The organism is Halotia branconii CENA392, assembly GCF_029953635.1.
In the GTDB taxonomy this organism is placed as follows: Bacteria; Cyanobacteriota; Cyanobacteriia; order Cyanobacteriales; family Nostocaceae; genus Halotia; species Halotia branconii.
This window is the reverse complement of the sequence record NZ_CP124543.1, coordinates 708,843-733,935: the sequence shown is the minus strand read 5'-3', so window position 1 is coordinate 733,935 and position 25,093 is coordinate 708,843. Positions and strand designations below refer to the sequence as shown.

The window sequence follows — 25,093 nt, the reverse complement described above, 5'->3', positions numbered from 1 at the left end:
GCATTGGTAAATTCTTCCCTATGCCCCAGTCCCAATACTTCGACTACGCGGTAGTTGAGCGCAGTCGAAACTCAGTACAAGTGCGCTCAGGCTAAACTCAGTACAAGTACCCTATACCCCAAACGGCGGGAGGAACAACCTCAACCACCCATGAAAGGATGGAGTTTCTCGCCGCTTTCAATGAACAATTGCAGCCGCTGATACATGTTAATTTGTACCGATGATTTTAAATGGTTATCAACATCTCTTAGCGTCTATCTGCGGTTTCTCAAATATACATGCATAAACAAAATCAAATTAATAACCTATTAAAATCACAGCAAAAATTATTCTTATCATCTCAAGGTGCAGAGGTAATTGTAGGCAATATTATTGAACCCCAACAATTAGCAATACCTATTGTACCCAGTCCCACAACAATGTTTGGTCCTCGCGGTGCTTGTTTACTTTCTGCAACTGGGCCATTGTGGGTATCAGATACAGGACACCATCGATTATTAGGATGGCGACATTTACCCACTCAAGATAATCAACCAGCAGATTGGGTAATTGGACAACCAGATTTTTATCATGAAGGACAAAATGCTAAAGGTACACCAGGAAGTACAACTGTTAGTGTGCCAACGGGAATTTGTGCTTGTGGTGCAGGGTTAGCAGTTGCAGATGCTTGGAATCATCGCGTTTTAATTTGGCGAAACTTACCAACAAATAACAATGTGCCGGCTGACTTGGTGTTAGGACAAGGGAATTTTACTGATAACGAACCAAATAGAGGAACTCAACAAGCATCTGCTAACACAATGCATTGGCCTTATGGTATTTTCTATCATCAAGGACAGCTCTTTGTCACTGATACAGGTAATCGCCGGGTATTAATTTGGCAGCAATTACCTATAGAAAATGGTCAACCTGCTGATTTAGTCTTAGGACAACCAGATATGATATCTCGCAATGAAAATGGCGGTGGTTCTCCTACAGCAGCAAGTATGCGTTGGTGTCACGATATTACTGTCTGGGAAGATAATTTAGTTATTGCTGATGCAGGTAATAACCGCGTAATGATTTGGCAAGGAATGCCTATAGAAAATAATGCCCCATGTGCGGCAGTATTAGGACAAAAAAGCTTTGATTGTGTGGAGATGAATCAAGGAGTTTATTCTCCTAATGCTAGTAGTTTGAGTATGCCTTATGGTGTGGGGGTGGCTGGCGATTGGTTAGTAGTTGCAGATACGGCTAACTCAAGGTTGTTAGGATGGAGGAAGCCAGAATCAATATTATCACTGCAAGGTATGATGGCAGATGCGTTGGTAGGACAAATAAATTTTCAAAGCAAAGGTGAAAATCGCAATTACGGACTACCAACCAGAGAAAGTTTAAATTGGTGCTATGGAGTCAAAATTTGGGGAGAAACTGCGGTAATCGCCGATTCTGGGAATAACCGAATCTTACTGTGGCGCTTGAATTAACGAATGAAATTTATGTGTTAAATCTAAAACTCCTTATTCTCTCTGCGCCTCTGCTTACTGAGCGCAGCGCCGCCCTGAGCCTGTCGAAGGGTCGAAGTATGCGCCTCTGCGTGAAATAAATCATTCAAGATTACTATTCAGTAAGAAAGAAAACAAACCACAGAGACGCAGGGTACGCAGAGAAGTTGAAGAGAAGCAACTCTAGTAAATTTGATGCATGATAGCCTATGACAATTGAAGAAATTCGAGTTCGCGGTACTGTGCAAGGGGTAGGTTTTCGCCCGACTGTATATCGTTTGGCAAAATCTTGTAATTTGCGTGGAGATGTTTGTAATGATGGTGAAGGTGTGTTAATTCGCGTATCTGGTAGCGAAGCCGATTTAACAGAATTTGTCACCAGATTACAACAAGAATGTCCGCCGCTGGCCAGAATAAATGAATTGATACGCACTCCCTACATAGGTGAATTTAGTTTTGATGATTTTGTAATTTCTAGCAGTATTACTAATGTCATCAAAACAGAAATTGCCCCTGATGCTGCGACTTGTCCCCAATGTCAACAAGAAATTTTTGACCCCTTTAGCCGCTTTTATCGTTACCCATTTACTAACTGCACTCATTGCGGCCCCCGCTTAAGTATTATTCGTGCCATTCCTTACGACAGATGTAATACCAGTATGTCTGCGTTTGCTATGTGTCCAGAATGTGAAAAGTCATACCATGATGTTGAAAATCGTCGCTTTCATGCCCAACCTGTAGCTTGTCATACTTGTGGCCCTACAACTTGGTTAGAACGTGCTGATGGTAAACCTGTGACAGCTTCTATGTTCTCAATGATGGATGATGTGGATGCTGTATGTACACTGTTGCAGAAAGGTGAAATTGTTGCAATTAAGGGATTAGGTGGTATTCATTTAGCTTGTGATGCAACGCAAGAAGTAGCAGTACAAAAACTGCGCCAGCGCAAAAGACGCAATCATAAACCTTTTGCTTTAATGGCGCGCGATATAGCAATAATCGAGGAACATTGCACTGTTAGCGCTAAGGAAAAAGAATTATTGACAAGTTCCGCAGCACCGATTACTTTATTACAAAAAAAGCAATTCGGTACTCAGCAATCTTCTATTGCAACGTCGGTAGCACCAGGGCAAAACACTCTTGGTTTCATGTTACCTTATACGCCCTTACATCATTTAATTCTCAGGCGGATGAATCGCCCAATTGTTTTAACTAGCGGCAATCTTGCTGATGAACCGCAATGTATTGATAATGATGATGCAAAAGAAAAATTAAGTCAAATAGCTGATTACTTCATTCTCCATAATCGGGACATTATTAACCGAGTAGATGATTCAGTTGTACGGGTTATTAATGAGAAAGTGCAAATAGTTCGCCGTGCTAGAGGATACGCACCAGCACCGATTAAGTTACCACCGGGATTTAAGAATATTCCGCAGATTTTAGCAATGGGTAGTGAATTAAAAAATACCTTTTGCCTATTGCGAGAAAATGAAGCAATTCTTTCTCAACATTTGGGAGACTTAGAAAATGCTGCTGCTTTTAATGCTTATCAAGATACATTAAATTTATATTTAAATTTATTTGAACATCAGCCCCAAGCTATAGCCATTGATAAACATCCTGAATATCTTGCAACTAAATTTGGCAAACAACTAGCAAGTGCTAATCAAATTCAACTTTACCAAATTCAACATCACCACGCTCACATTGCCGCTTGCATGGCAGAAAATAATATTCCTTTAGATTCACCTCCCATTTTAGGAATTGCTTTAGATGGATTAGGTTATGGTGAAGATGGTGCATTTTGGGGTGGAGAATTTCTCCTAGCTGATTATCGTCAATTTCAAAGATTGGCAACATTTAAACCTGTAGCCATGATTGGCGGCGAACAAGCAATTTATCAGCCTTGGCGTAATACTTATGCTCAATTAATTGCATCTAATCTTTGGGATGATTGTCAGCAAAAATATTCGGAATTAGAAATTGTAAAACTTTTGCATCAAAAGCCACTAAAGTTACTCAATCAGCTAATAGAACAAAAAATTAATTCTCCTCCAGCATCCTCTGGAGGGCGATTGTTCGATGCAGTGGCAGCGGCTATCGGTATTTATCCAGAAGAATGTAGCTATGAAGGACAGGCTGCGATCGCAATGGAAACATTAGCAAAAACTCACACCTTAAATAATCATGAAGAAACGCTAATTTATCCTTTTAATTTCAGCTTTTCAGATAATATTTATTGTATAGACCCATGCCCAATGTGGCAAGTTTTACTTAATGACTTGCAGCAACAAATTCCTCAATCAGTGATAGCTGCAAAATTTCATCAAAGTTTAGCTCATGTCATCGTCAATATGGTCAAGCGTCTCCGTCAACAAAATGTCATTCATCAAGTTGCCCTATCAGGAGGAGTATTTCAAAATTGTATTTTGTTGGAGCAAGTTACTAATGGGTTACAAAAATTGGGAATAAATGTACTTACTCATAGCTTGTTTCCTACTAATGATGGCGGTTTATCGCTAGGTCAAGCTGTGATTACAGCAGCTAAATTAATATCTTAAGCTTAATTTTATCAAATTCTTCTATCTTCAAACAGGAAAATAAAAATGTGCTTAGGAATCCCTGGACAAATTGTCGAAATAACCGACACAAATCATCAACTAGCTATTGTCAACATTGCTGGTGTCAAACGCCAAGTCAATATTGCCTGCATTGTTGACGAACAACATCCCCCCGAAGCTTGTATTGGAGATTGGGTGCTAGTTCATGTTGGCTTTGCCATGAATCGCATCAACGAACAAGAAGCAGCAGAAACATTACAATTATTAGAAGAACTCGCCACAGCCCAAGCCGCAGTTAATACTTAAATAATCGGCGTTACTGAATCGAGGTATGAACTTGAAAAATTCAAAATAAAAAACTCTTAACCTTTGCGCCTTTGCGCCTTTGCGTGAGATAAATTCATACCGCCATTATGCAACACCAAATAATCTATCTCTTACTCTCTGCGTTCTCTGCGCCTCTGCGGTTAATTAAAAAATCCTCTTACTATAAAAGCGAAATTAACTCACATATAAAACCCCTACTCCTCACTTATTATGAAATACGTAGACGAATTTCGCGAACCAGAAAAAGCTGAAGTCTTACGCCGAGAAATCGAAAAACTATGCCTCCAGCTAAATAAACATATCAAAATTATGGAAGTATGCGGCGGACATACCCATTCCATATTTAAATACGGCATTGAAGAAATATTGCCAGATTCCCTAGAACTCATTCATGGGCCTGGTTGTCCAGTATGCGTCATGCCCAAGGGTAGATTAGACGATGCGATCGCTATCTCTCAAAATCCTAACGTCATTTTGGCCACATTTGGCGACACTATGCGGGTTCCCGGTTCCCATACCAGCCTCCTGCAAGCCAGAGCCACAGGTGCAGATATCCGCATGGTATATTCTCCTCTAGATAGTCTGCAAATTGCCAAAGACAAACCCGACAAAGAAATTGTTTTCTTCGCCCTAGGCTTTGAAACTACCGCCCCTAGCACCTCCCTTACCATCTTGCAAGCAGCAGCCGAAAAAATTCCTAACTTTAGTATGTTTTGTAACCACGTCCTCGTGATTCCTGCCTTACAAGCATTACTAGATAATCCTGACTTGCAATTAGATGGATTTGTTGGTCCTGGTCATGTCAGTATAGTAATTGGCACTGAGCCTTATGAATTTATTTCGCAAAAATATCATAAACCAATTGTCGTTTCAGGATTTGAACCTTTAGATATTCTTCAATCAATTTGGATGCTACTAAAACAGCTAGTAGAAAATCGTTGCGAAGTCGAAAATCAATATAACAGACTCGTAGAAAAAGCTGGCAATCAAGTAGCGCTAACAGCCATGAATCAAGTTTTTACTGTGCGAGAAAATTTTGATTGGCGGGGCTTAGGTGAAATACCTGATTCTGGTTTAAAAATTCGTGAAAAATATGCACAATTTGATGCCGAACTTAAGTTTACTCTTCCTAATCTGAAGGTTGCCGACCACAAAGCTTGTCAGTGTGGCGAAATCTTAAAAGGAGTTTTAAAACCCTGGGAATGTAAAGTATTTGGTACAGCTTGTACACCAGAAACACCCATTGGAACTTGTATGGTCTCTTCTGAAGGTGCTTGTGCCGCTTATTACAAATACGGCAGATTTTCTAATATAATGACGCAAAAATTAACTGATAAACAAACAGTAACCCTATCTCCATAACTTAAGATCAAAATGAGCATCCCAAACTCTACACAACAACAATTTTGGGATTGGAGTAAAAATATATGCCATTTGTAACAGTTAAAATTGCCAGAGGACACTCCATTGAAAAGAAACGGCGACTAGTGGAATCTATTACTAATGTTCTAGTTGCTGTTTTAGGTACTAAGCCAGAATGGATAACTATTCACATTGATGAATTTGAACGTGAAAACTGGGCTATCAACGGTATATTACATTCTGATAGACATCGTGGTAAGCATGATGAGACAGGTAGGTAAAATTTGTTATTGATTTATAAGGTGCGTGATTAACGCACCTTAATAAAAGTTGAGTTGTTTATTTTTATTGCCATTTTTTTAAATATGAAGATTTCTGCTAATCAAACAAAAAATTCTTTATTTCAAAAAATTGAACAAGTCCGTCATCGTCAAGGTAAAGTGCGAGATAGCCATATCACTCTGGCACATGGTAGTGGTGGTAAAGCCATGCGCGATTTAATTGATGATATCTTTGTTAGTAATTTTGATAATCCTATTCTTTCCCAACTAGAAGACCAAGCCAGTTTAAATTTAGCTAGTCTCATGCAACAGGGAGATAGACTAGCCTTGACTACAGATTCTTATGTTGTAGACCCTTTATTTTTTCCTAGTAGTGATATTGGAGAATTAGCCATCAATGGCACAGTTAATGATTTAGCTGTTAGTGGTGCTAAACCTTTATATCTGACTTGTAGCGTTATTTTAGAAGAAGGATTACCTGTAGAAACCTTACGGCGAGTTGCTGCTAGCATGAAAAAAGCTGCGTTAAAAGCAGGTATTAAAATTGTTACAGGTGACACCAAAGTTGTACATCGCGGTGCTGCTGATAAGTTATTTATTAATACTGCTGGCGTTGGAGTTATCCCTAAAGAAGTGAATATTTCTGCCCATAATATTCAGCCAGGAGATCTTGTAATTATTAATGGTGAATTAGGCAATCATGGTGCTGCTATTTTAATAGCTCGTGGAGAACTAGCATTAGAAACTAATATAGAAAGTGACTGTCAACCGTTACATGATTTAGTAGAAACTATCCTGAAAGTATGTCCTGATATTCATGCGATGCGGGATGCTACACGCGGCGGTTTAGCTACAGTTTTAAATGAATTTGCCCTGAGTTCTCAAGTAGGTATTCGCATTAATGAAGAATCTATTCCAGTGCGAGAAGAGGTTAAAGGAGTTTGCGAAATTTTGGGTTTAGACCCGTTGTATTTAGCAAATGAAGGTAAACTGGTAGTAGTAGTAGGACAAGAGAATGCTGAAAATGTTTTATCAGCAATGAAATCTCATCCATCTGGAAAGAATGCGTGTATTATTGGCGAAGTTATTCCTTCACCTCCAGGAATTGTCTTATTAAAAACTGCTTTTAATGCTGAACGTATTGTTGATATGCTCGTTGGCGAACAACTACCACGAATTTGTTAGTTAAAGTTTTAGAGATTCTCTACCTATGCATGAACTTGGAATTACTCAAAATATTGTGGCAATTGTCATTGAACACGCCCAAGGTGCAAAAGTGCAACGAGTTGTTTTAGAAATTGGCAAACTTTCAGCTATTCTTGCCGATGCTATCCAATTTTGTTTTGATATTTGTACTCGAAATACAGTTTTAGCAGGGGCAATATTAGAAATTATCGAAATTCCTGGTTTAGCCAAATGCCGTCAATGTGGTGCAGAAGTTTATCTAGATAAACCTTTTGGCATTTGTAAATGCGGTAGCGTGCAATTAGATTTAATAACTGGTGAAGAACTAAAAATTAAAGAAATAGAAATAGAGGAAGTATGTGTGTAACTTGCGGTTGTTCTGATGATACAGAAGGCAAAATTATTAATATGGAAACGGGTGAGGTTGAACATAATCAATATCATCATACCCATACTTTAGCAGATGGTACTGTCATTACTCATACTCACAGTCACGAACCTCACACCGAAGCATCTCAAATTCATGCCAAAATACACGGCACAACGATATCTTTAGAACAAGATATCTTAGCAAAAAATAATCTTATAGCCGCCCAAAATCGCGGTTGGTTCAAAGGTCGAAATGTTCTAGCTTTAAATTTAATGAGTTCTCCGGGTGCAGGGAAAACAACTTTATTAACCCGTACCATTAATGATTTAAAGCATCAATTACCTATTAATGTAATCGAAGGCGACCAAGAAACAGCCAACGATGCCCAAAAAATTAAAGAAACAGGTTGTCAAGTCGTCCAAATCAACACAGGTACAGGCTGTCATTTAGATGCATCAATGATTGACAGGGGTTTACAACAACTAAATCCGCCACTCAATTCAGTTGTGATGATTGAAAATGTAGGAAATCTGGTTTGTCCGGCTTTATTTGATTTGGGAGAACAAGCAAAAGTGGTCATTCTTTCCGTTACAGAAGGAGAAGATAAACCAATCAAATATCCTCACATCTTCCGTGCTAGTCAGATAATGATTCTCACCAAAATTGATTTATTACCTTATGTACAATTTGATGTGCAAAAGTGTATAGAATATGCCCAGCAAGTAAATCCCCAAATTCAGATTTTTCAGGTTTCTGCAACTACGGGAACTGGATTAGATAATTGGTACAAATGGCTATCGCAAAAGGTAACTAGTTTTGACAGGTTAGTTTCTGCTTAAGTAAGTCGGTGAATTGAAGGGGTGACATAGAAGCTACAAAGCAGACTGGATAAAGGACATAGTACGTAAACCCTGCTGAAAATGGGGTTGTTTACCGGGCTTGAGACGCATGAATTCACAGAGATAAACTGCGCGCAGCGATTAAGCACAACCCCCAACTGCAAAGTAAATGGGTAGAATCAAATAACATATATTTTGAATATTGTTTTAATCAGCGTTGAGTACCGACAGACAAGTGAGCCACCATCTAAGCACGACTTGTTTAACAAAATTTTCAGTAATCATAAATCAGGCAATGAAATTGGTTATCCGACAATGTAGTTAACTTGATGACACCTCAACGACATTTTCCGCAAAGCTTTTATAAGCATTGCCCATTTGTTTTGCCACCAAGTCAGGAAAGACGTGAAAATCCCCAGCTTTGAGAGCTTTTATTATCCCGTCTGCCACAAGTGTAGGTGACTGTGCAACCTCACTCATTCCTGCCGCATCGCCCATATCCGTGGCAATCGGGCCAGGGTGAACACTTAGCACAAACGTGTCCTGCTCGCTCAATAGCTCTCGTAGTGCCTGGGTGATTGAATAAGCCGCAGCTTTTGAGGCACAGTAAGTGGCAGAGTCTGAGAAACTCTTGAGCGAAGCAACAGAGTTGATTTGGGCAAAGACACCACCTCCATTGGCTTTAAGTACCGGGGCAAACGCCTGAGCCATGTAGATCAATCCATATACATTGATGTTCATCTGAAATTCGAGAGCGACGATCGCATTCTCAGCTAAGGGAGTTCCAGCTTGAAACACTCCTGCATTATTGATCACAATTTGTACATCTGGGGCAGTTTGAGCAGCCGCAACAATAGATTGGGGATCGCCTAAATCAACCTGAATTGGTACTACCCGATCGCCGTATTGTTCAACCAATGAGGAGACACTATTGAGCTGACGAACAGCCGCATAGACTTTGGTAGCTCCATGTTCAATAAACGACTCAACTATCGCCTTGCCAATGCCGCGATTTGCGCCCGTAACCAAAATAGTTTTGTCTTTAATGTCATAGTTCATTTGGATTTCTCCTTGTGGTTTTCCATGAGCTGAAAAACCTTGGACAATCGCTCTCAGTTAGGGCAAAGAAATTTAGCTGCTCTCTTGAAAAAAGACTGCGGCTTCCACCGCTTCTTCTAGCATGGTATCATCATCCATCCTACAAATCGTTTTGTGAGTCGAACGATTTGATTAGTTGAACTTAAATCGTGACCTGTTTGCTGCTTACAAAGCTAGTTTAGGTTATATTTGGGCTTGATTTTTGTCTAAGTCCCACTATGGTTCGTATTTAACCCACGGTCGAGTCTCAGTGGCGAACCCTTACCAAGATTGCGATTAAAAATATCGCTGTAGCTGCCTACAGAAGTGAGAACATGGCGCTGCCACTCTTTATCAATAAACAACTCTGAGAGAGAAACTGGCATTTTCCCAGTACTCTCTGCATTCGACTGGGTTTTGGGTATTTCTAGGTTGATTAATGTATGCACTATCCATGCAACGATCGCCGACCACTGAGTGTCATCGGTTTTTGTTGCTGCTATAACTGCAAAGATATTCACAGACTCTGGAAGAATGCGGCTTGATAATCGGTTCACTCCAGGGTCGAGACGGATATTTGCCAAGGTTGTGATCTCACCAGCGATCGCATGACAATTCTGCACGTTGTATGTGTCGATCATCTCCCCATCTTCAGAGAATGCCCGACGAAACCAGTTTTTATGAAGCTTACCAAAGTAAGCATTGAGGCTTTGCTCGACCGAACTGCCAATCATAAAGCAGATACTATCGTCTGCCAGGTCAGTAAGATGATGGACAGCTGAAGTGGATGCTACCATCACCGTATCGGATTCTAAGAACACAGTCGGGCCGAGTACTAACTTGTTGGTCAATTTCTGTGTGTTAATCTCCGATCGCGTCAGAAAGTAGACATCATCTTCTTGGTTACGCACAGCGTCGAAGTCTTTGTCTGTCTCGTATTTATGATATTCAATGCGGTCAGGAGAGCCGAGAACAGCCGCAGCGATCGCCCGACAGACATCGACATTAAGACCACTCCACACACCCGGCTGGGTTTCAGTTGCCAGACCCGGTCTCTCGACGCTGCCGCAACGAACGAGATGGCGCGCTTTCACACGTTCAATTACAGAACTAGCCTCAGCGGTGGAAGTTGAGCAACCGATACCAAACAGGGTCAGTAATACCAATAAAAAGCGCATAAATTTTTCTCAGAAAATGTCAATACCCAGCCTGAGAGACGGACGGGGTACGCCCATCCGTCTAATATCGTGTCCGGTTAAAGACTTGTAATTAAGACCGCAGGGGGCAGGGGGCAGGGAGAAAGAGGGTTTCATGGTTTTTGCACAGATGCGGGAATTATAACTAATTACGCGGACATGATATAACTCTTCAAGAATTAGTTAGCCGCTGGATATGTGCTTGGTAGTGGGTTAAAACCCTTAGGAACTTTGTTGACTATCCCCTGGCGCTTATCCTCTGGTGTAATTCCAATTGCCCGGCAGCCTTGGCCGCCATAATGCGGTAATGTGTTGACGACATTATCAGGAATCGTTGCAAACGAGGCTGGTAGTGGCGGTGAAATACCGAGTAAGCGCTTGGGATCGAAGCCCGACAGCAGGCTGTCAGTAATCGGCGAATTGATGTCACGCGGGCCGAGGTACTTCTGCTCAAATCCTGGCGGGCCGAACTTGTTGAACTGAGGAGAATTACCTGCGGCAAGCGCTTGGGCTTCATCAGGTAGGCTAGCAAGTGGGGGCAAACCGAAAATCGTGTTGATCGTTTCAATCACTGAGTTGTGATCGCCCTCAACATGTGAGACGGCGTGAGTCCGGGCATAGGGTGAAATCAAGATTAGCGGGACGCGGACACCACGGGAGAGTGGCAGTCCGTCAGGACCATAAGACAAAATACGTGGTGGAACGTGGTCGTAGAAGCCATCCGACTCGTCATAAGTGATGATGATTGCACTTTGTTGCCACAGCTTTGGATTTGAGGCGATCGCATTGATTGTCCGGGCTGCCATTGCCTCGCTGATTTGGCGATCAGTGTAACCTGGGTGATCGTCGTCACCCAACTTTGCCGCATTGATTGCCGCAATCTCATCAGCAGGTGTCTTGGGGTTCGTAATTGGCGGCTTCAGACCCTGTTGGTTTGTATAGCCACCGCGAATGTAGAACACACCGCCTTTGGGTAGCTTATCTTTGGCTATGTCAGTAAAAAAGTCACCAAGCCCCCGGAGATTTTCGCTCACTTTAGGCGTGTTGGCAATATAGCCAAAATACTGCGCTCCGTTGTGATGGGTAACATAGGCATTGTGGGAAGCGACCCCGTTGGTATCAGTCGGTTCAAGATCGTAGCCTTCTTGATACCAGCGCCAATTAACAGGCTCAGTTCGGAGTTTCTGGATATAAGGAATATCCTGCTGGATATCGGGTAAATCAAATAAAGGATTTTTGTTACCAGCTAAAACTGCCTGAATTTTACGCCCTTGGAAAGTCAGTGGCAGACTGGCGAAGGTCAGGTTCGAGGCGATATTGTCATCGCCGTAGTACTCTCTTGTGCCAGCAGGCTGCTTGTTGTCCGTTGTGGTGTCGAACTGGGAGCCGTAGAAAGGCTGCGGGTCGTTGACCAGAGGTACACCTTGGGTCGTCCCTGTGTGGCTACCCACGGTGTAGGATTGACCACTCGAATCGTGCTTGACCCACTGCGTTTCACCCGATTGTCCCGCCAGCATCGCCACTGCATTCGGGGTTGAGGGGGTATCCTCAGTTGCAAAGATATTATCGAAGACCGTAAAGCGACTTGCCCACTTCCAGAAGAACGGAATAGTGTCGCAATCGACGTGGGACATCACAAGGCGTGCGAACTGCTTGCCTTCAGCAATATTAGCTGCTCCACCTTTTGACGCGAAGCGCGTATACTCGTCGTTGGCAAATTGATCCATCTGGGGCTTACCGTTCACAACATGGAGCTTGTTTGCAAGTCCGGTGTGTGAGTGGTCAACGCTGTCGACAACTGTGGCGTTCTGCTCTGGCCCAATCCGAAATGGCTGAACTTTGATGGTCATGCCGTTGACATCTGTATAAGTCTGAGTAAAGCCTGGGGTTTTTGCTGGACTACGAGGCTTTTGCCCGTCTGAGTAAAGTCCGTTGATACCTGGTAAGGTGCCATACTCGTTGTCGAAGGAATGGTTTTCGTTAAAGATGACAAAAACGTATTTGATCCGTTGCTGAAGCAGCCTTGTCAGTATCTTCGGTGGTAACTTGGGTTCCTTACCCGCATTATTTAAGTATTTTGCTACATCTGGCGTGACATCTGGCTGAGTTGTCACGTTTGAATCTGGTTGCGAAGGTTCCTGTAAAGAGGAATCTTGTGCGATCGCCGAGCCAAGAAATATCAACGGTATGATAGAGGATGGCAGTAGTAAAAGTGTGAGAGCAAAATAGAACTTTGTAAGTCGTCTCAAAGCACATCTCCTTGATAGTTTCTATTCAGCTAATATCGCTATACGGAATGGATAATTACTTCACATACCGCAAGCATATTTTAGATTTAAAATATGTAGTCTGGTTACGCCATGCTCTTGACTAATTCCGAAATTCAGCAAAACTGAACACCGTTGAACCTCAGGAAAATTATGCCGCTATTTCAGCTTTTCGCTTTCTTTTTAGCCACAAACTAATAATAGCAACAACTACTGTTCCAACAATAGTCCGAGGCTCAGGAACGACCTCACTTTTAGCAGAAGTTACGGCAGTAATGCCCGAACTTTGGACACTTCCCAAATCGCTATTATCTAGGAAAATTCCATTATTGGTACTACCCCTACCTATGAAATTGCTGTCAAAATACAGTTCTAAACTGTACAAGTTATTATTTTGCTCTGCTAATAAACCTGCGTCTGCAAAAGCAAGTATGTTCTCTTGAATGTAAGCTGTATTGCCAGCCAAACTGTTGGATAATGTTCTTAAAACAGTATTGTCATTGACTAAGTTGACATTCCAACTTGTCAAATCTACAAAAGAACTAGAAGCAGGTAATCGCTCCACATCAACTGTGTAAGTCCCATTAAAAGAACCATTTGCCAAACTCACAGGTAGCCCTACTGAATTATCCTCAACCGCAGGAGCAAAATTTCCTGAAATATTAAATGTTTTCAAATTGACAGCTTGGGCTGGATTTGTGCCAATAACTGTAAGCGTAGCAAAACTAACTCCTACGGTGATAGTTGCTTGCAATAATCTTTTGAAAGGTGTTGCACTCTGCATTAAGTTTGCTCTCCATAATTTTTGCCCATGTTTATTGAGTGCGCTATTTACACACCAAAAATAGTGCCAAGGTGAAGGCACTGTTATATATAGGCTTGAAGTGAAATGGCTACAAAATGCTTAAAGTCTTCATCAGATCAATGCAGACAATCAAACTACTGGAATTTTGGTTATTGATAACGAATATATTTGTCCAACATTGAGAAAAGTTTATGAAAAAGTTAATAATCATTATTGGCACAGTTGAAAGTACAAAGAATTATGTAAAAAAATTAATGTAAATACGTTGCGAACTCTGAAATACCTCTATGGGTTCATGAAAATTGGAGATAGTTATTTTAAACATTGAGGTGCATATTTCAGAATCAATGCGTAAGTCCTCATGGCTAAAGTTGAAGAATTTGCACCCCAAAAGCTCTCTGACACAGACCTAAAACCACGCGGAAGGGTTCAGTTAAGTCCTGTCAGTTGGCGAGACCAGTTCTTGTACCATCTACTACCGGATAGATTCAGTGATGATAATGAAAGTCATAGGGAACTTTTTGACCATACTAATCCTTTAAGATTCCAGGTAAAAAACAAAGCTGACTGGATAGCAGCAAATACAAAGTTTTTAGGTGGAACTTTCAGGGGAGTTAAAAGTAAGTTGGATTACTTGCAGCGATTAGGAGTAACAACACTGTGGATTAACTCCCCTTGGCGACAACTGAACTTAGAAACAGATGCTAGTGACAGCATTCAAAACTTTTTAGATATTGACCCTCACTTAGGAACTTGTCAAGATTTAAGAGATTTAATAGATGCCGCCCACGATCGCCGCATGTATGTCATCCTAGATATCATCTCTAACCATAGTGATCATGACTGGTTCTATAGAGATGAAATGATTGCAAATCTAGCGAGAGTTTATCAGTACTGGATTGCTCTTGTTGACTGCGACGGGTTTTGCATCAAGACAACCCAGAATATACCTCCTCAAAATGCCCGCAAATTCTGTATTGCTATTCGTGAATATGCTCAATCTATCGGCAAGGACAATTTTTTGCTGACTGGGAAGATAAATTCCGATAACATGGCAGATGCTTACTTAGATATTTTAGGTTGTAACCTCAGTGCTGTACTTGACATCGCCCAAGCTGCTGATGCTTTAACCACAATGGCTAAGGGTTTAGCAAACCCTTGTGTATTTTTCGATTTGTACAGCGAAAATCATTTTGCAGGGCAATGTCGGCAAGATGGTTTGTATCATGTTTCCATTTTGGATGATGATATATCATCCCCTGATTGTAAACAGCGATTTGCTGTACATAGCGATGTTCCCAACCTTTATGAACAGGTTGCTAACGCTGTTGGAGTGCAATTAACTATGCCAGGAATCCCGGCTATTTATTATGGGACAGAACAAGCTTTTACTGGCAATACAGGTAATATTGAAGATGGGCAGTTTGTAGATAGATACGTCTGTGAAGCGATGTTTGGCGGTGCTTTTGGTGCATTTCAAACAGCAGACTGTCATTTCTTCAATCTAGATCATCCCACTTATTTAAGAATTGCAGCGATCGCTCGTCTTCGCAACCAACACGATAAAATTGGTAAAGCTTTGCGTCGGGGGCATCACATCCTACGGGAAACATCATTTTGTAATTACCCATTCTCCATTCCCCAACAAGGCGAATTAGTTGCTTGGTCACAAATTTTGTTTGATACAGAAGTATTGATGGTATTGAACACCCATGCTTTAGAAAATCGTGGTGCTGAAGTGACAGTCGATGCTGCCATGCATTCTGCCGATTCAACCATGACTTATTTATACAAGAGTGATTGGAACGATAAACAACTACGCTATCCGCCAGAGAGACAAACTGTCACTGTGCAGCATTATCACGATGATCATAGGGCTGCTGTGCGGATTGATTTACCCCCCTCCGGTATGGCAATTTTGGTGTAGTTAACTACAACTCTTGAATAAAGGACTAAATCTTCAATACTACTCGCTTAAGGATCATTGTAGGTTGGGTTAAACGAAGTGAAACCCAAAAAAACCCCAGACATGTTGGGTTTCGTTCCTCAACCCAACCTACAAATATTAAGCTTTTTGAGCTTAACCGAGCAGTATTGACTAAATCTTCGTCAGGGAATTGCACTACGAGTTTATGTTCATTAAGTAGTGTAGTTCCCGGCAAAGGTCACTTTTTAATTCAGCAACGCCTAATCTAACTACTTGTTAACTTCTAATAACCGGGAAGTTTGTAACCTATCCATCCACTTTTCTAAGTAGACTAAATTAGCATTTTGTTCAGCTGGATCTTGAGTATCTAAAGAATGAGGCATCAATCCTAAAATCGTTGCCGTTGTCACGCAAAACATTGATTTTTGGAAGCTTATACAAATTTGTACGAGTAAATCATCTTCACCTCGAAGACTGCGGCGATAAACTTCATGCAAATACTCTGGCAGATAATGACGCATATCCTGCATCAGTAAAGTGGGAGGTATACCCGCACCACCAATAGGCAGAGGGTCGGCATATAAAGCGCCATACTGAAATCGTGACTGATCTGGGGAAATTTGATAGGCTTGGGCATTGTATGAAACTGTGCCATGAAAAGGAGTTCCCCGGAAGAATACTGCTTCTACATAAGGTATGGCTGTGTCTGCTAAGAAGGTTAAACCAACTGATTTAGGAATAATATCATAGACTTTTTCTTGAATTTTGACGGTATAAGTAATTGGTTTTGATGCATCTGCGACTAAACCTGCTTTAATATGTTCTACAACTTCGGCAATTGATGTGATTTTACCTTTGTCGTATAAGTCTGATAGGCTAAGAAAAATATCAGCCATGACTCGCCAGAATTGACCTAAGCCAGTATAATAAGCAGAAACTCGCAACTGTTCAGTTAAAAAGTCTGGAAAAAGTTGATTAAGTCCTAAAATTAAAGGATTATATTTAAATTTAGCCGCGATAACTGCTTGCGCTCTTGCTTGAAATTCTTCGGTATCTAAATAGTTATCTAATCCGCCGCCACCGTGCCACAGCATGGCTTTCATGCAATATTCGGCATATTCAAAATTAATCCGATCATGCCACCAATGACGGAGTAACTTTTGCACAGTAAACTCTCCGTTAAAATATTTAAAAAATGGAAAGAATACTAAAAATTGATGTTCAGCAATATAAATCAGATTTTTAGAATATGCATCTAAAACTACACCATAGCTTTTAAGAATACCAACTACTTCTAATACATTTTCTGGACTGTTAGGGAGTAATGCTCCTCCTTTTTGCAGTCGTTCAATATACTCAGCTAATGGTTGCTTCTTAGGCTTTTTTCTAGTATCTAACATCATCATTTCTCCAATAAATTCTCTGGATTGGGGATTATCCTAATTCCTAATTCATAATTTTTAATTTGATTTGAAAAAATTGGAATTGTGTAGCGTCTAAGTTTTTCTTAGTCCCCAATCTCCATTTTTTAACTTTTGCTTTTTGCCTTATCCAATGACACTGTTGCTACTACGTTTTGGATATTAACCATTGCTGTGATTGTTGGTTCAGTCCAGCGCACTAACCAAGTGGGTTGAACGCCAAAAATAATAATCAGCACAGCTAAGATCATAGCGGGAATGCGATCGCTCCAATAAACCCTGGGCAAGTGGGTAACTTGTGCAGACAAGCGACCAAAAAAGGCGCGATTCATCAAAATTAAGAAATAAACCGCTGTTAAGCCTGTACCCAGCATAGATAAAAGGGTTTGCAGTGGAAAAACTGCGAAACTTCCGCGAAAAATAATAAATTCGGAAATAAACCCTAGCATTCCCGGTAGTCCAGCACTGGCCATGACTCCCATCACCATTAAGCTACCAATTACAGGCAAACCTCGTTCTGGATTCAGTAATCCTTGGAGGACTTCTAAGTTGCGACTACCTGCTTTTTCATATACAACACCTACCAACAAAAATAGTAAAGCAGAAATTAAGCCGTGGCTAACCATTTGCATGACAGCACCCAAAACACTTAAAGGTGTAGCCGCTGCTACCGCCAACAATATGTAGCCCATGTGTCCAATAGAACTATAGGCTACCATTTTTTTCATATCGGTTTGGGCGATCGCACATGATGAGCCGTATAATACACTTACTACAGCCCAAATTGCCAACCAGGGAGCTAAATAACTCCAAGCATCTGGCAATAAGTTCATGCCAAACCGCAGTAAGCCATAAGTTCCCAACTTCAAAAGTACCCCAGCCAATAATACAGAAATGGGTGTGGAAGCTTCAACGTGGGCATCTGGCAACCAAGTATGAAAGGGAACTAAAGGAATCTTAATTCCAAAACCTACCAAAATCCCCGCAAGTAATAAAGTTTGTGTCGCTAAAGGTAAAGTTGCACAATTCAAGCTTGCTAGTGCAAAGTTAGAACCACCACTTAGCCAAACCATGCCCAAGAAACTTGCTAAAATCAAAATTCCTGAAACTGCTGTATATATAAGGAATTTTGTCGCAGCATAACCCCGTCTTGCACCACCCCAAATCGCGATTAACAAATACAGAGGAATCAGTTCTAGCTCGTAAAATAGGAAAAATAACAGTAAATCCTGTGCTAGGAATGCTCCAGTAACTCCAGCACTTAATAGTAATATCAAAGAGTAATAAAATTTAGGACGTTGTAGAGCCTGCTCACTAGTATAAATAGCAATACAAGTCAATAGTCCATTTAAAACTAACAACGGTAAAGATAAACCATCTATGCCTAGATTATAGTTCAATCCTAAGACATCAATCCAAGGCACAGACTCGGCAAACTGTTGATTAATGTCTCCTGGGTTGAACTGAGTGGTTAAAAAAATAGTCCATAAAAAGGCAATACTAGCAAAGACTAAAGCTACCCTACGTGCAGGTGTTCCACTAAGGTTAGCAGGCCAGAAACCAATTAAAGCTGCACCCAACAACGGCAGCAAAATCAAAGCACTAAGCATAGACAGAACTAGGTAAAAAGATTAGAAGAGTAGGGAGAATAATCACTTCTGCTTCTGGACTGGGCAATTTTAAAAAGGCAATTTATCTAATAGACCTAATGACCAGCTGATGAAAAATCCCAAGACGCTAACTACCGCTAGGATGGTTAACATGTAACCTTGAGATTGACCAGAAATACTGTATTTCAAACTCTGCCCCCCAAAAATTGTCGCAAATCCCACCAAGTTAACTAAACCATCAACTAAGTAGCGATCGCTCCAAGCAGAAACCTTAGATAGCAGTGCAACTGCACTCACTACCGTCAGCCGATAAACTCGGTCAATGTAAAAATCATACCCTAGTAAGTCCTGCATAAATCGCCACGCCAGGATTCTGGATCTTGACCATGCTTTGTGCAGATACATTGTAGAGCCAATTCCTACCCCCACAATAGTAGAAGAAATCAGTACTGACACTACAAACCAATCAATACTTTCCCAGTCTGGTAACAAATACCATTGTTGTAGCATCAGGGGTAACAAAAGAGTTACTACAGTTAATGACACCATTGGTAATGTCATTTGCCAACCAACCTCCGGGGTACGGCGGGTCTTTTGTTGCGGTTCACCCCAGAAGATTAACCGAAATACTCTAGTCAAATTTAATGCTGTCAAGCCATTGACTATAACTAAAACTCCGATTACCCAAGGGCTAATATTTACAAAACCATCAGCCCAAGCTAACATCGCCCAAAAGCTTCCTAAAGGTAGCAGTGTTACCATTCCTGCTGAACCCACAACAAAGGCAGTAGTAGTTGCTGGCATTCTTGACCATAAACCACCCATTTCTGTCAAGTCTTGAGTACTAGTAGTATAGATCACTGAACCAGAACTCATAAATAATAAAGCTTTAGCGATCGCATGAGTTAATAACAACATCAAGGCTACGCCACCTTGTTGTAACCCTACCGCCAAAAAGATTAATCCCATGTATGCACTGGTGGAATGAGATAAAGCCCGTTTGATGTCAATTTGTGCTAGAGAAACTAATGTTGCACCAACTGCTGTCACCGTACCCATCACTACCAAAGCATTCAAAGCCACTGGAGATAAAGCTAAAATTGGTTGCAATTTATAAAGTACATAAGCACCACCAGCTACTACCAGTGAATTTCGCATTACCGAAGCAGGGTTAGGCCCTTCCATCGCCTCATCTAACCACAGGTGTAGAGGAAATTGGGCACATTTACCCGCTGGCCCAGCAATCAATGCTAGCCCCAATAAGGTTGATGTTACCGGGTTCAAGTTAGCCGTTTGCGCCCATTCATATAAATCAGAAAAGTTCAAACTTCCAGCTAAGTTAGAAAGCGTCACCACACCCATAAGTAGCAACAAATCTCCGACTCGCTTAGTTAAAAAAGCATCGCGCGCTGCTGTCACTACTAGCGGTTGAGCATACCAAAAGCCCACTAGTAAATAAGTCGAAAGAGTCAAAACTTCTAAAAGGCAATAGCTCAGAAACAAAGAATCATTAATCGCTAGACCGTTCAGCGCCGCTTCAAAAAATCCAATCAGTGCAAAAAAACGTGCCAACGACCAGTCTTTTTCCATGTAGCCCAAAGCATATACCTGTGCTAATAGACTTAATCCTGTGATTAAAACTATTGCCCCAATACTCACTGGCGAGAGTTCTAAGGCAAAGGATATTTCAAAATCTGCTGCTTTAAACCAGGTAATCAGTAAATTTTCTGGCTCTCTATCCCAAATATCTTTAAATACAAACAGGCTATGGGCAAAAGCTAAAAGGGTTGTCAACAAGTTTAAATATGCCGCAGGTTTTGGCCCTGTACGCTGAATGATTCCTAGTCCCCAGGGCAATGTTAAAATCGCACCTCCTAAGCTATACAAAGGCACTAACCAACTTGTTACAAATAGAAACTCATTCATCTAAATTTACCTTGACGACTCAGCCTAAATTTTTTTAATAGCTTTAAAACAACCATTTACTAAAAAAATAAACTTTCTCTAAGTCTCTACTTTTTTAACTTTTTTTCACTGAGATTTTGATTAAGTCTTTTTAATTTAGTTTATCTTAGTTAAGGGACAATTAAATATAACTTTACATCTTTAAAAGCATTTACTCTTATTATTTTGGTTCTGTTTGTCAATTTGTCTTTCTATTTTTAGCAAATAAATTTATACGATATATTAGAAAAATTTATGTATCTTTCACACATTCTTTGCTTTGATTGCAAAATTTAGAAAAGAGAGATACAGCAAGACACACAGCCTTTGGGCTTTCCTTGATACAAACAATTAAGACTGGTTATGAATGTCATTTTGTCAATGTTATAAAAAAATTATAAAGCATAAGCAGCTGCTCTAGTAATTCAGTAAACTTTGATTGAGTAAATAGTACTATAAATTTTTGTTAAGTTTTTTAAAACTTTTTTATTATAAACTATTATACTGATTGATATTGCCAGGAACGCCAAGCTTTCCTATGCTTAATTTGGAAGTGATTTTGTAGCTCAAGATGAGCTTCCCCGTCAAAATTTTCAAGCAACAGTACTGATCGGATTACATTTTTTAGGAGTTCTGCGATGCCAATTGCAGTTGGAATGATTGAGACTAAGGGCTTTCCGGCAGTAGTAGAAGCTGCCGATGCAATGGTGAAAGCCGCGCGTGTAACTTTGGTAGGATATGAAAAAATTGGTAGTGCGAGGGTAACAGTGATTGTCCGGGGAGATGTATCTGAGGTGCAAGCCTCAGTTGCAGCCGGAATTGAAGCGGCCAGAAGAGTAAATGGTGGTGAAGTAGTATCCACTCACATCATTGCTCGTCCTCACGAAAACTTAGAATACGTCTTACCGATTCGGTATACAGAAGCTGTAGAACAGTTTCGTACTTAAAAGTCGATAAAACACAAAGTAATTTACGGGGTCGCCTTCTTGAAGCTCCACTTTCGTCCAAATTTAGAAACGTTATTAAAGGTTAGAACTAATGTCAATTGCAGTAGGAATGGTAGAAACGTTGGGCTTCCCAGCAGTAGTGGAAGCTGCTGACGCAATGGTGAAAGCTGCTCGCGTCACCCTGGTAGGCTACGAAAAAATTGGTAGTGGTCGGGTAACAGTAATTGTTCGGGGCGACGTTTCAGAAGTGCAAGCTTCTGTAGGGGCAGGAGTTGAATCAGTCAAGCGAGTCAATGGTGGACAAGTGCTGTCTACTCACATCATTGCTCGTCCTCATGAGAACTTAGAATATGTGCTGCCAATTCGTTACACAGAAGACGTTGAGCAATTCCGTGAAAATGTTAACGCGATCCGTCCTTTTGGTAGAAGACCATAATCTGTAATGCAAATTGCCAAAGTTCGTGGCACAGTAGTAGGCACTCAAAAAGATCCAAGTATGAGAGGTGTCAAGCTACTGCTGGTGCAGTTAGTAGATGAAGAAGGAAATTCACTGCCAAAGTATGAAGTAGCTGCGGATAGTGTGGGTGCAGGAGTAGATGAGTGGGTGCTTGTTACCTGTGGCAGTGCTGCTCGTCAAATTCCTGGTAATGAACAGCGTCCGTTAGATGCAGTGATTGTGGCGATAATTGACACCATTCATGTAGAAGATCGCCTAATTTACGGCAAAAAAGATCAGTATCGATAGTCAAAAGTCAAGAGTCAAAAGTCTATAAATTATCGGCTGTTGACTGTTGACGCTTAATTCAGGAGGAATCTCGCTATGGCAGTCCGCAGCACGGCGGCACCCCCAACCCCGTGGTCGAGGAATTTAGCTGAACCAAAAATCCATGAAAGCACCTTTGTACACCCGTTTTCCAACATTATTGGAGATGTATACGTCGGTGCAAATGTCATCATTGCTCCAGGAACTTCGATTAGAGCTGATGAAGGCACACCTTTTTATATCGGTGAAAGCACTAATATTCAAGATGGTGTCGTTATTCATGGATTGGAACAAGGCCGAGTAATTGGCGACGACCAAAACAAATACTCGGTATGGATTGGCGAAAATGCTTCTATTACCCACATGGCACTGATTCATGGGCCAGCTTATGTTGGGGAAAATTCCTTCATTGGCTTTCGCTCTACGGTATTTAATGCCAGGGTGGGTGCAGGTTGCATCGTCATGATGCACGCTTTAATTCAAGATGTCGAAATTCCCGCAGGCAAGTATGTACCTTCGGGATCAATAATTACCAATCAGCAGCAAGCAGACCGCTTGCCAGATGTGCAAGATCAAGATGAAGAATTTGCCCATCATGTCGTAGGGATTAATCAAGCATTACGGACTGGTTATCGCTGTGCTGCGGATAGCAAGTGTATTGCACCCATCCGAGATGAGAATGCTAAATCTTATACAGGTAATGGTATTACTGTTTTAGAATTAGAAAGGAGTAGTCAAGTGTCGAGTAACAGTTTGGGTGCAGAAACAATAGAGCAGGTGCGCTATTTATTAAATCAAGGCTATAAGATTGGTACAGAACATGTAGATCAAAGACGGTTCCGTACTGGTTCTTGGACTAGTTGTCAGCCAATTGAACCAAGATCAATGGGAGATGCGATCGCAGCTTTAGAAAGTTGTTTAAGAGAACATAGCGGCGAATACGTCCGTCTATTTGGCATTGATAATGGTAGACGGCGCGTGTTAGAAACCATTATTCAGCGGCCAGATGGTGTAGTTAATGCTACTGCTGCCAGCTTTAAGGCTCCTGCTAGTAAAAATGGTAACGGCAGCTATCGCAGCTATAATAATGACAATGGTCATAGCTCTACTAGCGGTGCGTTGAGTACTGAAACCGTAGATCAAATCCGCCAACTATTAGCAGGTGGTTACAAAGTAGGTACAGAACACGTAGATGAGCGCCGCTTCCGTACAGGTTCCTGGCAAACTTGTGAACCAATTACCTCCAATTCGACCAAAGAAGTGATTTCTGCCTTAGAAGAGTGTATCAACAATCATCCAGGTGAATATGTACGCTTGATTGGTATTGACTCCAAAGCTAAACGGCGGGTACTAGAAAGTATTATCCAACGACCTAATGGTCAAGTAGCCTCATCTAGTAGTCAAAAGAAATCATTTACCAGCACGAGCTCTAGTACTACCAAAGCAACAGCTACCAATACACACTTGAGTTCGGAAGTAATAGACCAGCTACGCGGCTTATTAGCTGGTGGATATAAGATTAGTGCTGAACACGTAGACCAACGGCGATTCCGTACAGGTTCCTGGTCTAGCTGTGGTCAAATTGAAGCTAGGTCTGATAGAGAAGCGATCGCTGCTTTAGAAGCATACCTAGGCGAATATCAAGGGGAATATGTGCGCCTAATTGGCATTGACCCCAAAGCCAAGCGCCGAGTGTTAGAAACAATTATCCAGCGTCCTTGAGAAGTTATGAACTACGAGTTATGAGTTATGAATCCTGAACAAAAACTCCTCACTTCTAACTCTTAACTCCTGACTTTGAACTCCTAACTCTCTTAATTTCTTCTGGCTTGCGAGGTTAAAACTTCCATGTCTGTGCCGCCACTGCGCCTCAGCAACAACTTTGATTCTTATATTAGTGGCGAGGTGATTATTCATCCGAGTGCAGTACTTGCACCTGGAGTCATACTCCAAGCGGCTGTTAACAGCAAGATAGTCATCGGTCCAGGCGTTTGTATCGGTATGGGGTCAATTATCCAAGCTGATACAGGAACCTTAGAAGTAGAAGCAGGAGCGAACTTGGGAGCTGGGTTTTTGATGGTTGGTAAAGGTAAAATTGGTGCAAATGCTTGTATTGGTTCAGCAACAACAGTTTTTAACTATTCAGTTGCAGCAGGAGTAGTAATTCCACCTGGCTCAATTTTAGGAGATACCAGTCGGCAGATAGATGACAAAAAACAACCAAAATTACCCCCAGATAGTGCTGTTTCTAATAATGTCCAAAATCAACAAGACAATAGTTTAGGAGAAAATGAGGACAAAGTAATTTCCTCAACTAATCTCTCAGCATCGGCTTTTTTGGAATTTAAACAGCAAATTGCTTATCCTGCCAAGCCATCGCCCAATTCACAAAGCCATTCTACTCCTGTAGAGTCAGATACTAATAGTAGTGGCTCTAAAGAAGCATCGATAAACCCCGACTCTCAAAACTTTGAATCTAATCAACCTGCGACTGAATCACTCAATAGTTCTGGAAATCAAATTTATGGACAAGGAAGCATAAATAGGTTATTAACCACATTATTTCCCCATCGGCAATCCTTAAATAATCCAATCTCTGACGATCAGTCTGAGTAAGTGTTAATTGTAAGTTGTGGACTGAAGTGTTCTCAAGGATGAAGTATGAAATTAACCCTACGGTTTTATGCAAGGGATCTGATTGTCACATTTTATCCTTCAGCTTAG

The 25,093-nt window shown here is 41.1% G+C and carries 21 protein-coding genes; 14 read left to right on the top strand and 7 right to left on the bottom strand.

Going from position 1 to position 25,093, the window contains the following annotated elements; all coding sequences use genetic code 11:
* The first annotated feature begins 278 nt into the window (after positions 1-278).
* The 8 genes from QI031_RS03235 (at position 279) to hypB (ending at position 8,412) form a co-directional block, all read left to right on the top strand.
* Positions 279-1,466, top strand: a complete 1,188-nt coding sequence (locus QI031_RS03235) for an NHL repeat-containing protein (RefSeq protein ID WP_281483786.1) — start codon at positions 279-281, stop codon at positions 1,464-1,466.
* A 227-nt stretch (positions 1,467-1,693) separates the two neighbouring features.
* Entirely contained in the window at positions 1,694-4,048 is a 2,355-nt protein-coding gene (gene hypF / locus QI031_RS03230) for a carbamoyltransferase HypF (RefSeq protein WP_281483785.1), read from the top strand.
* A 45-nt stretch (positions 4,049-4,093) separates the two neighbouring features.
* Entirely contained in the window at positions 4,094-4,354 is a 261-nt protein-coding gene (locus QI031_RS03225; RefSeq protein ID WP_281483784.1) for a HypC/HybG/HupF family hydrogenase formation chaperone, read from the top strand.
* 231 nt (positions 4,355-4,585) lie between these two features.
* The gene (gene hypD / locus QI031_RS03220; protein WP_281483783.1) at positions 4,586-5,737 is read left to right on the top strand and encodes a hydrogenase formation protein HypD; all 1,152 of its coding nucleotides are present in this window, start codon (positions 4,586-4,588) and stop codon (positions 5,735-5,737) included.
* Between the two features lie 65 nt (positions 5,738-5,802).
* Positions 5,803-6,018, top strand: a complete 216-nt coding sequence (locus QI031_RS03215; protein WP_281483782.1) for a tautomerase family protein — start codon at positions 5,803-5,805, stop codon at positions 6,016-6,018.
* A gap of 84 nt (positions 6,019-6,102) precedes the next feature.
* Positions 6,103-7,203: a hydrogenase expression/formation protein HypE gene (gene hypE / locus QI031_RS03210; protein WP_281483781.1), complete on the top strand. Its 1,101-nt coding sequence runs from the start codon at positions 6,103-6,105 to the stop codon at positions 7,201-7,203.
* 25 nt (positions 7,204-7,228) lie between these two features.
* A complete protein-coding gene (hypA, locus tag QI031_RS03205; protein ID WP_281483780.1) occupies positions 7,229-7,570 on the top strand; it encodes a hydrogenase maturation nickel metallochaperone HypA in 342 nt (113 codons plus the stop codon).
* The gene (gene hypB / locus QI031_RS03200; RefSeq protein ID WP_281483779.1) at positions 7,561-8,412 is read left to right on the top strand and encodes a hydrogenase nickel incorporation protein HypB; all 852 of its coding nucleotides are present in this window, start codon (positions 7,561-7,563) and stop codon (positions 8,410-8,412) included. Before hypA ends, hypB begins: the two co-directional genes overlap by 10 nt.
* Before the next feature lie 321 nt (positions 8,413-8,733).
* On the opposite strand, the gene QI031_RS03195 is transcribed toward hypB, so the two are convergent.
* From QI031_RS03195 to QI031_RS03180, 4 genes are all read right to left on the bottom strand, one after another.
* On the bottom strand, positions 8,734-9,471 hold the full coding sequence (locus QI031_RS03195) for an SDR family oxidoreductase (protein WP_281483778.1): 738 nt from the start codon (positions 9,469-9,471) through the stop codon (positions 8,734-8,736).
* A 245-nt stretch (positions 9,472-9,716) separates the two neighbouring features.
* The gene (locus tag QI031_RS03190; RefSeq protein ID WP_281483777.1) at positions 9,717-10,667 is read right to left on the bottom strand and encodes a type 2 periplasmic-binding domain-containing protein; all 951 of its coding nucleotides are present in this window, start codon (positions 10,665-10,667) and stop codon (positions 9,717-9,719) included.
* Between the two features lie 197 nt (positions 10,668-10,864).
* On the bottom strand, positions 10,865-12,934 hold the full coding sequence (locus QI031_RS03185; protein WP_281483776.1) for a phospholipase C: 2,070 nt from the start codon (positions 12,932-12,934) through the stop codon (positions 10,865-10,867).
* Positions 12,935-13,103: 169 nt separating this feature from the next.
* Positions 13,104-13,736 carry a PEP-CTERM sorting domain-containing protein gene (locus QI031_RS03180; protein ID WP_281483775.1) on the bottom strand — a complete coding sequence of 211 codons (633 nt, stop codon included), beginning with the start codon at positions 13,734-13,736 and terminating at the stop codon, positions 13,104-13,106.
* Between the two features lie 382 nt (positions 13,737-14,118).
* Here QI031_RS03180 and QI031_RS03175 point away from each other — a divergent pair, with 382 nt between their 5' ends.
* Entirely contained in the window at positions 14,119-15,684 is a 1,566-nt protein-coding gene (locus QI031_RS03175; protein ID WP_281483774.1) for an alpha-amylase family glycosyl hydrolase, read from the top strand.
* Between the two features lie 269 nt (positions 15,685-15,953).
* Here the strand turns inward: QI031_RS03175 and QI031_RS03170 are convergent, their stop codons facing one another.
* The 3 genes from QI031_RS03170 to QI031_RS03160 all read right to left on the bottom strand — a co-directional run bounded on the left by QI031_RS03170 (position 15,954) and on the right by QI031_RS03160 (position 20,641).
* Complete coding sequence (locus tag QI031_RS03170; protein ID WP_281485921.1) at positions 15,954-17,084, bottom strand: CO2 hydration protein; 1,131 nt, start codon at positions 17,082-17,084, stop codon at positions 15,954-15,956.
* Between the two features lie 128 nt (positions 17,085-17,212).
* Positions 17,213-18,715: an NADH-quinone oxidoreductase subunit M gene (locus tag QI031_RS03165; protein WP_281483773.1), complete on the bottom strand. Its 1,503-nt coding sequence runs from the start codon at positions 18,713-18,715 to the stop codon at positions 17,213-17,215.
* Positions 18,716-18,784: 69 nt separating this feature from the next.
* On the bottom strand, positions 18,785-20,641 hold the full coding sequence (locus QI031_RS03160; protein WP_281483772.1) for an NAD(P)H-quinone oxidoreductase subunit F: 1,857 nt from the start codon (positions 20,639-20,641) through the stop codon (positions 18,785-18,787).
* Between the two features lie 656 nt (positions 20,642-21,297).
* On the opposite strand from QI031_RS03160, the gene QI031_RS03155 reads away from it, so the two are divergent.
* The 5 genes from QI031_RS03155 (at position 21,298) to ccmN (ending at position 24,985) form a co-directional block, all read left to right on the top strand.
* On the top strand, positions 21,298-21,606 hold the full coding sequence (locus QI031_RS03155) for a carbon dioxide-concentrating mechanism protein CcmK (RefSeq protein ID WP_010995042.1): 309 nt from the start codon (positions 21,298-21,300) through the stop codon (positions 21,604-21,606).
* 91 nt (positions 21,607-21,697) lie between these two features.
* On the top strand, positions 21,698-22,042 hold the full coding sequence (locus tag QI031_RS03150) for a carbon dioxide-concentrating mechanism protein CcmK (protein ID WP_039748664.1): 345 nt from the start codon (positions 21,698-21,700) through the stop codon (positions 22,040-22,042).
* A 6-nt stretch (positions 22,043-22,048) separates the two neighbouring features.
* Positions 22,049-22,351: a beta-carboxysome shell vertex protein CcmL gene (gene ccmL / locus QI031_RS03145; RefSeq protein WP_214442551.1), complete on the top strand. Its 303-nt coding sequence runs from the start codon at positions 22,049-22,051 to the stop codon at positions 22,349-22,351.
* Between the two features lie 75 nt (positions 22,352-22,426).
* On the top strand, positions 22,427-24,091 hold the full coding sequence (gene ccmM / locus QI031_RS03140; protein WP_281483771.1) for a beta-carboxysome scaffolding protein CcmM: 1,665 nt from the start codon (positions 22,427-22,429) through the stop codon (positions 24,089-24,091).
* A 126-nt stretch (positions 24,092-24,217) separates the two neighbouring features.
* The gene (gene ccmN / locus QI031_RS03135) at positions 24,218-24,985 is read left to right on the top strand and encodes a beta-carboxysome scaffolding protein CcmN (protein WP_281483770.1); all 768 of its coding nucleotides are present in this window, start codon (positions 24,218-24,220) and stop codon (positions 24,983-24,985) included.
* Positions 24,986-25,093 lie beyond the last annotated feature (108 nt).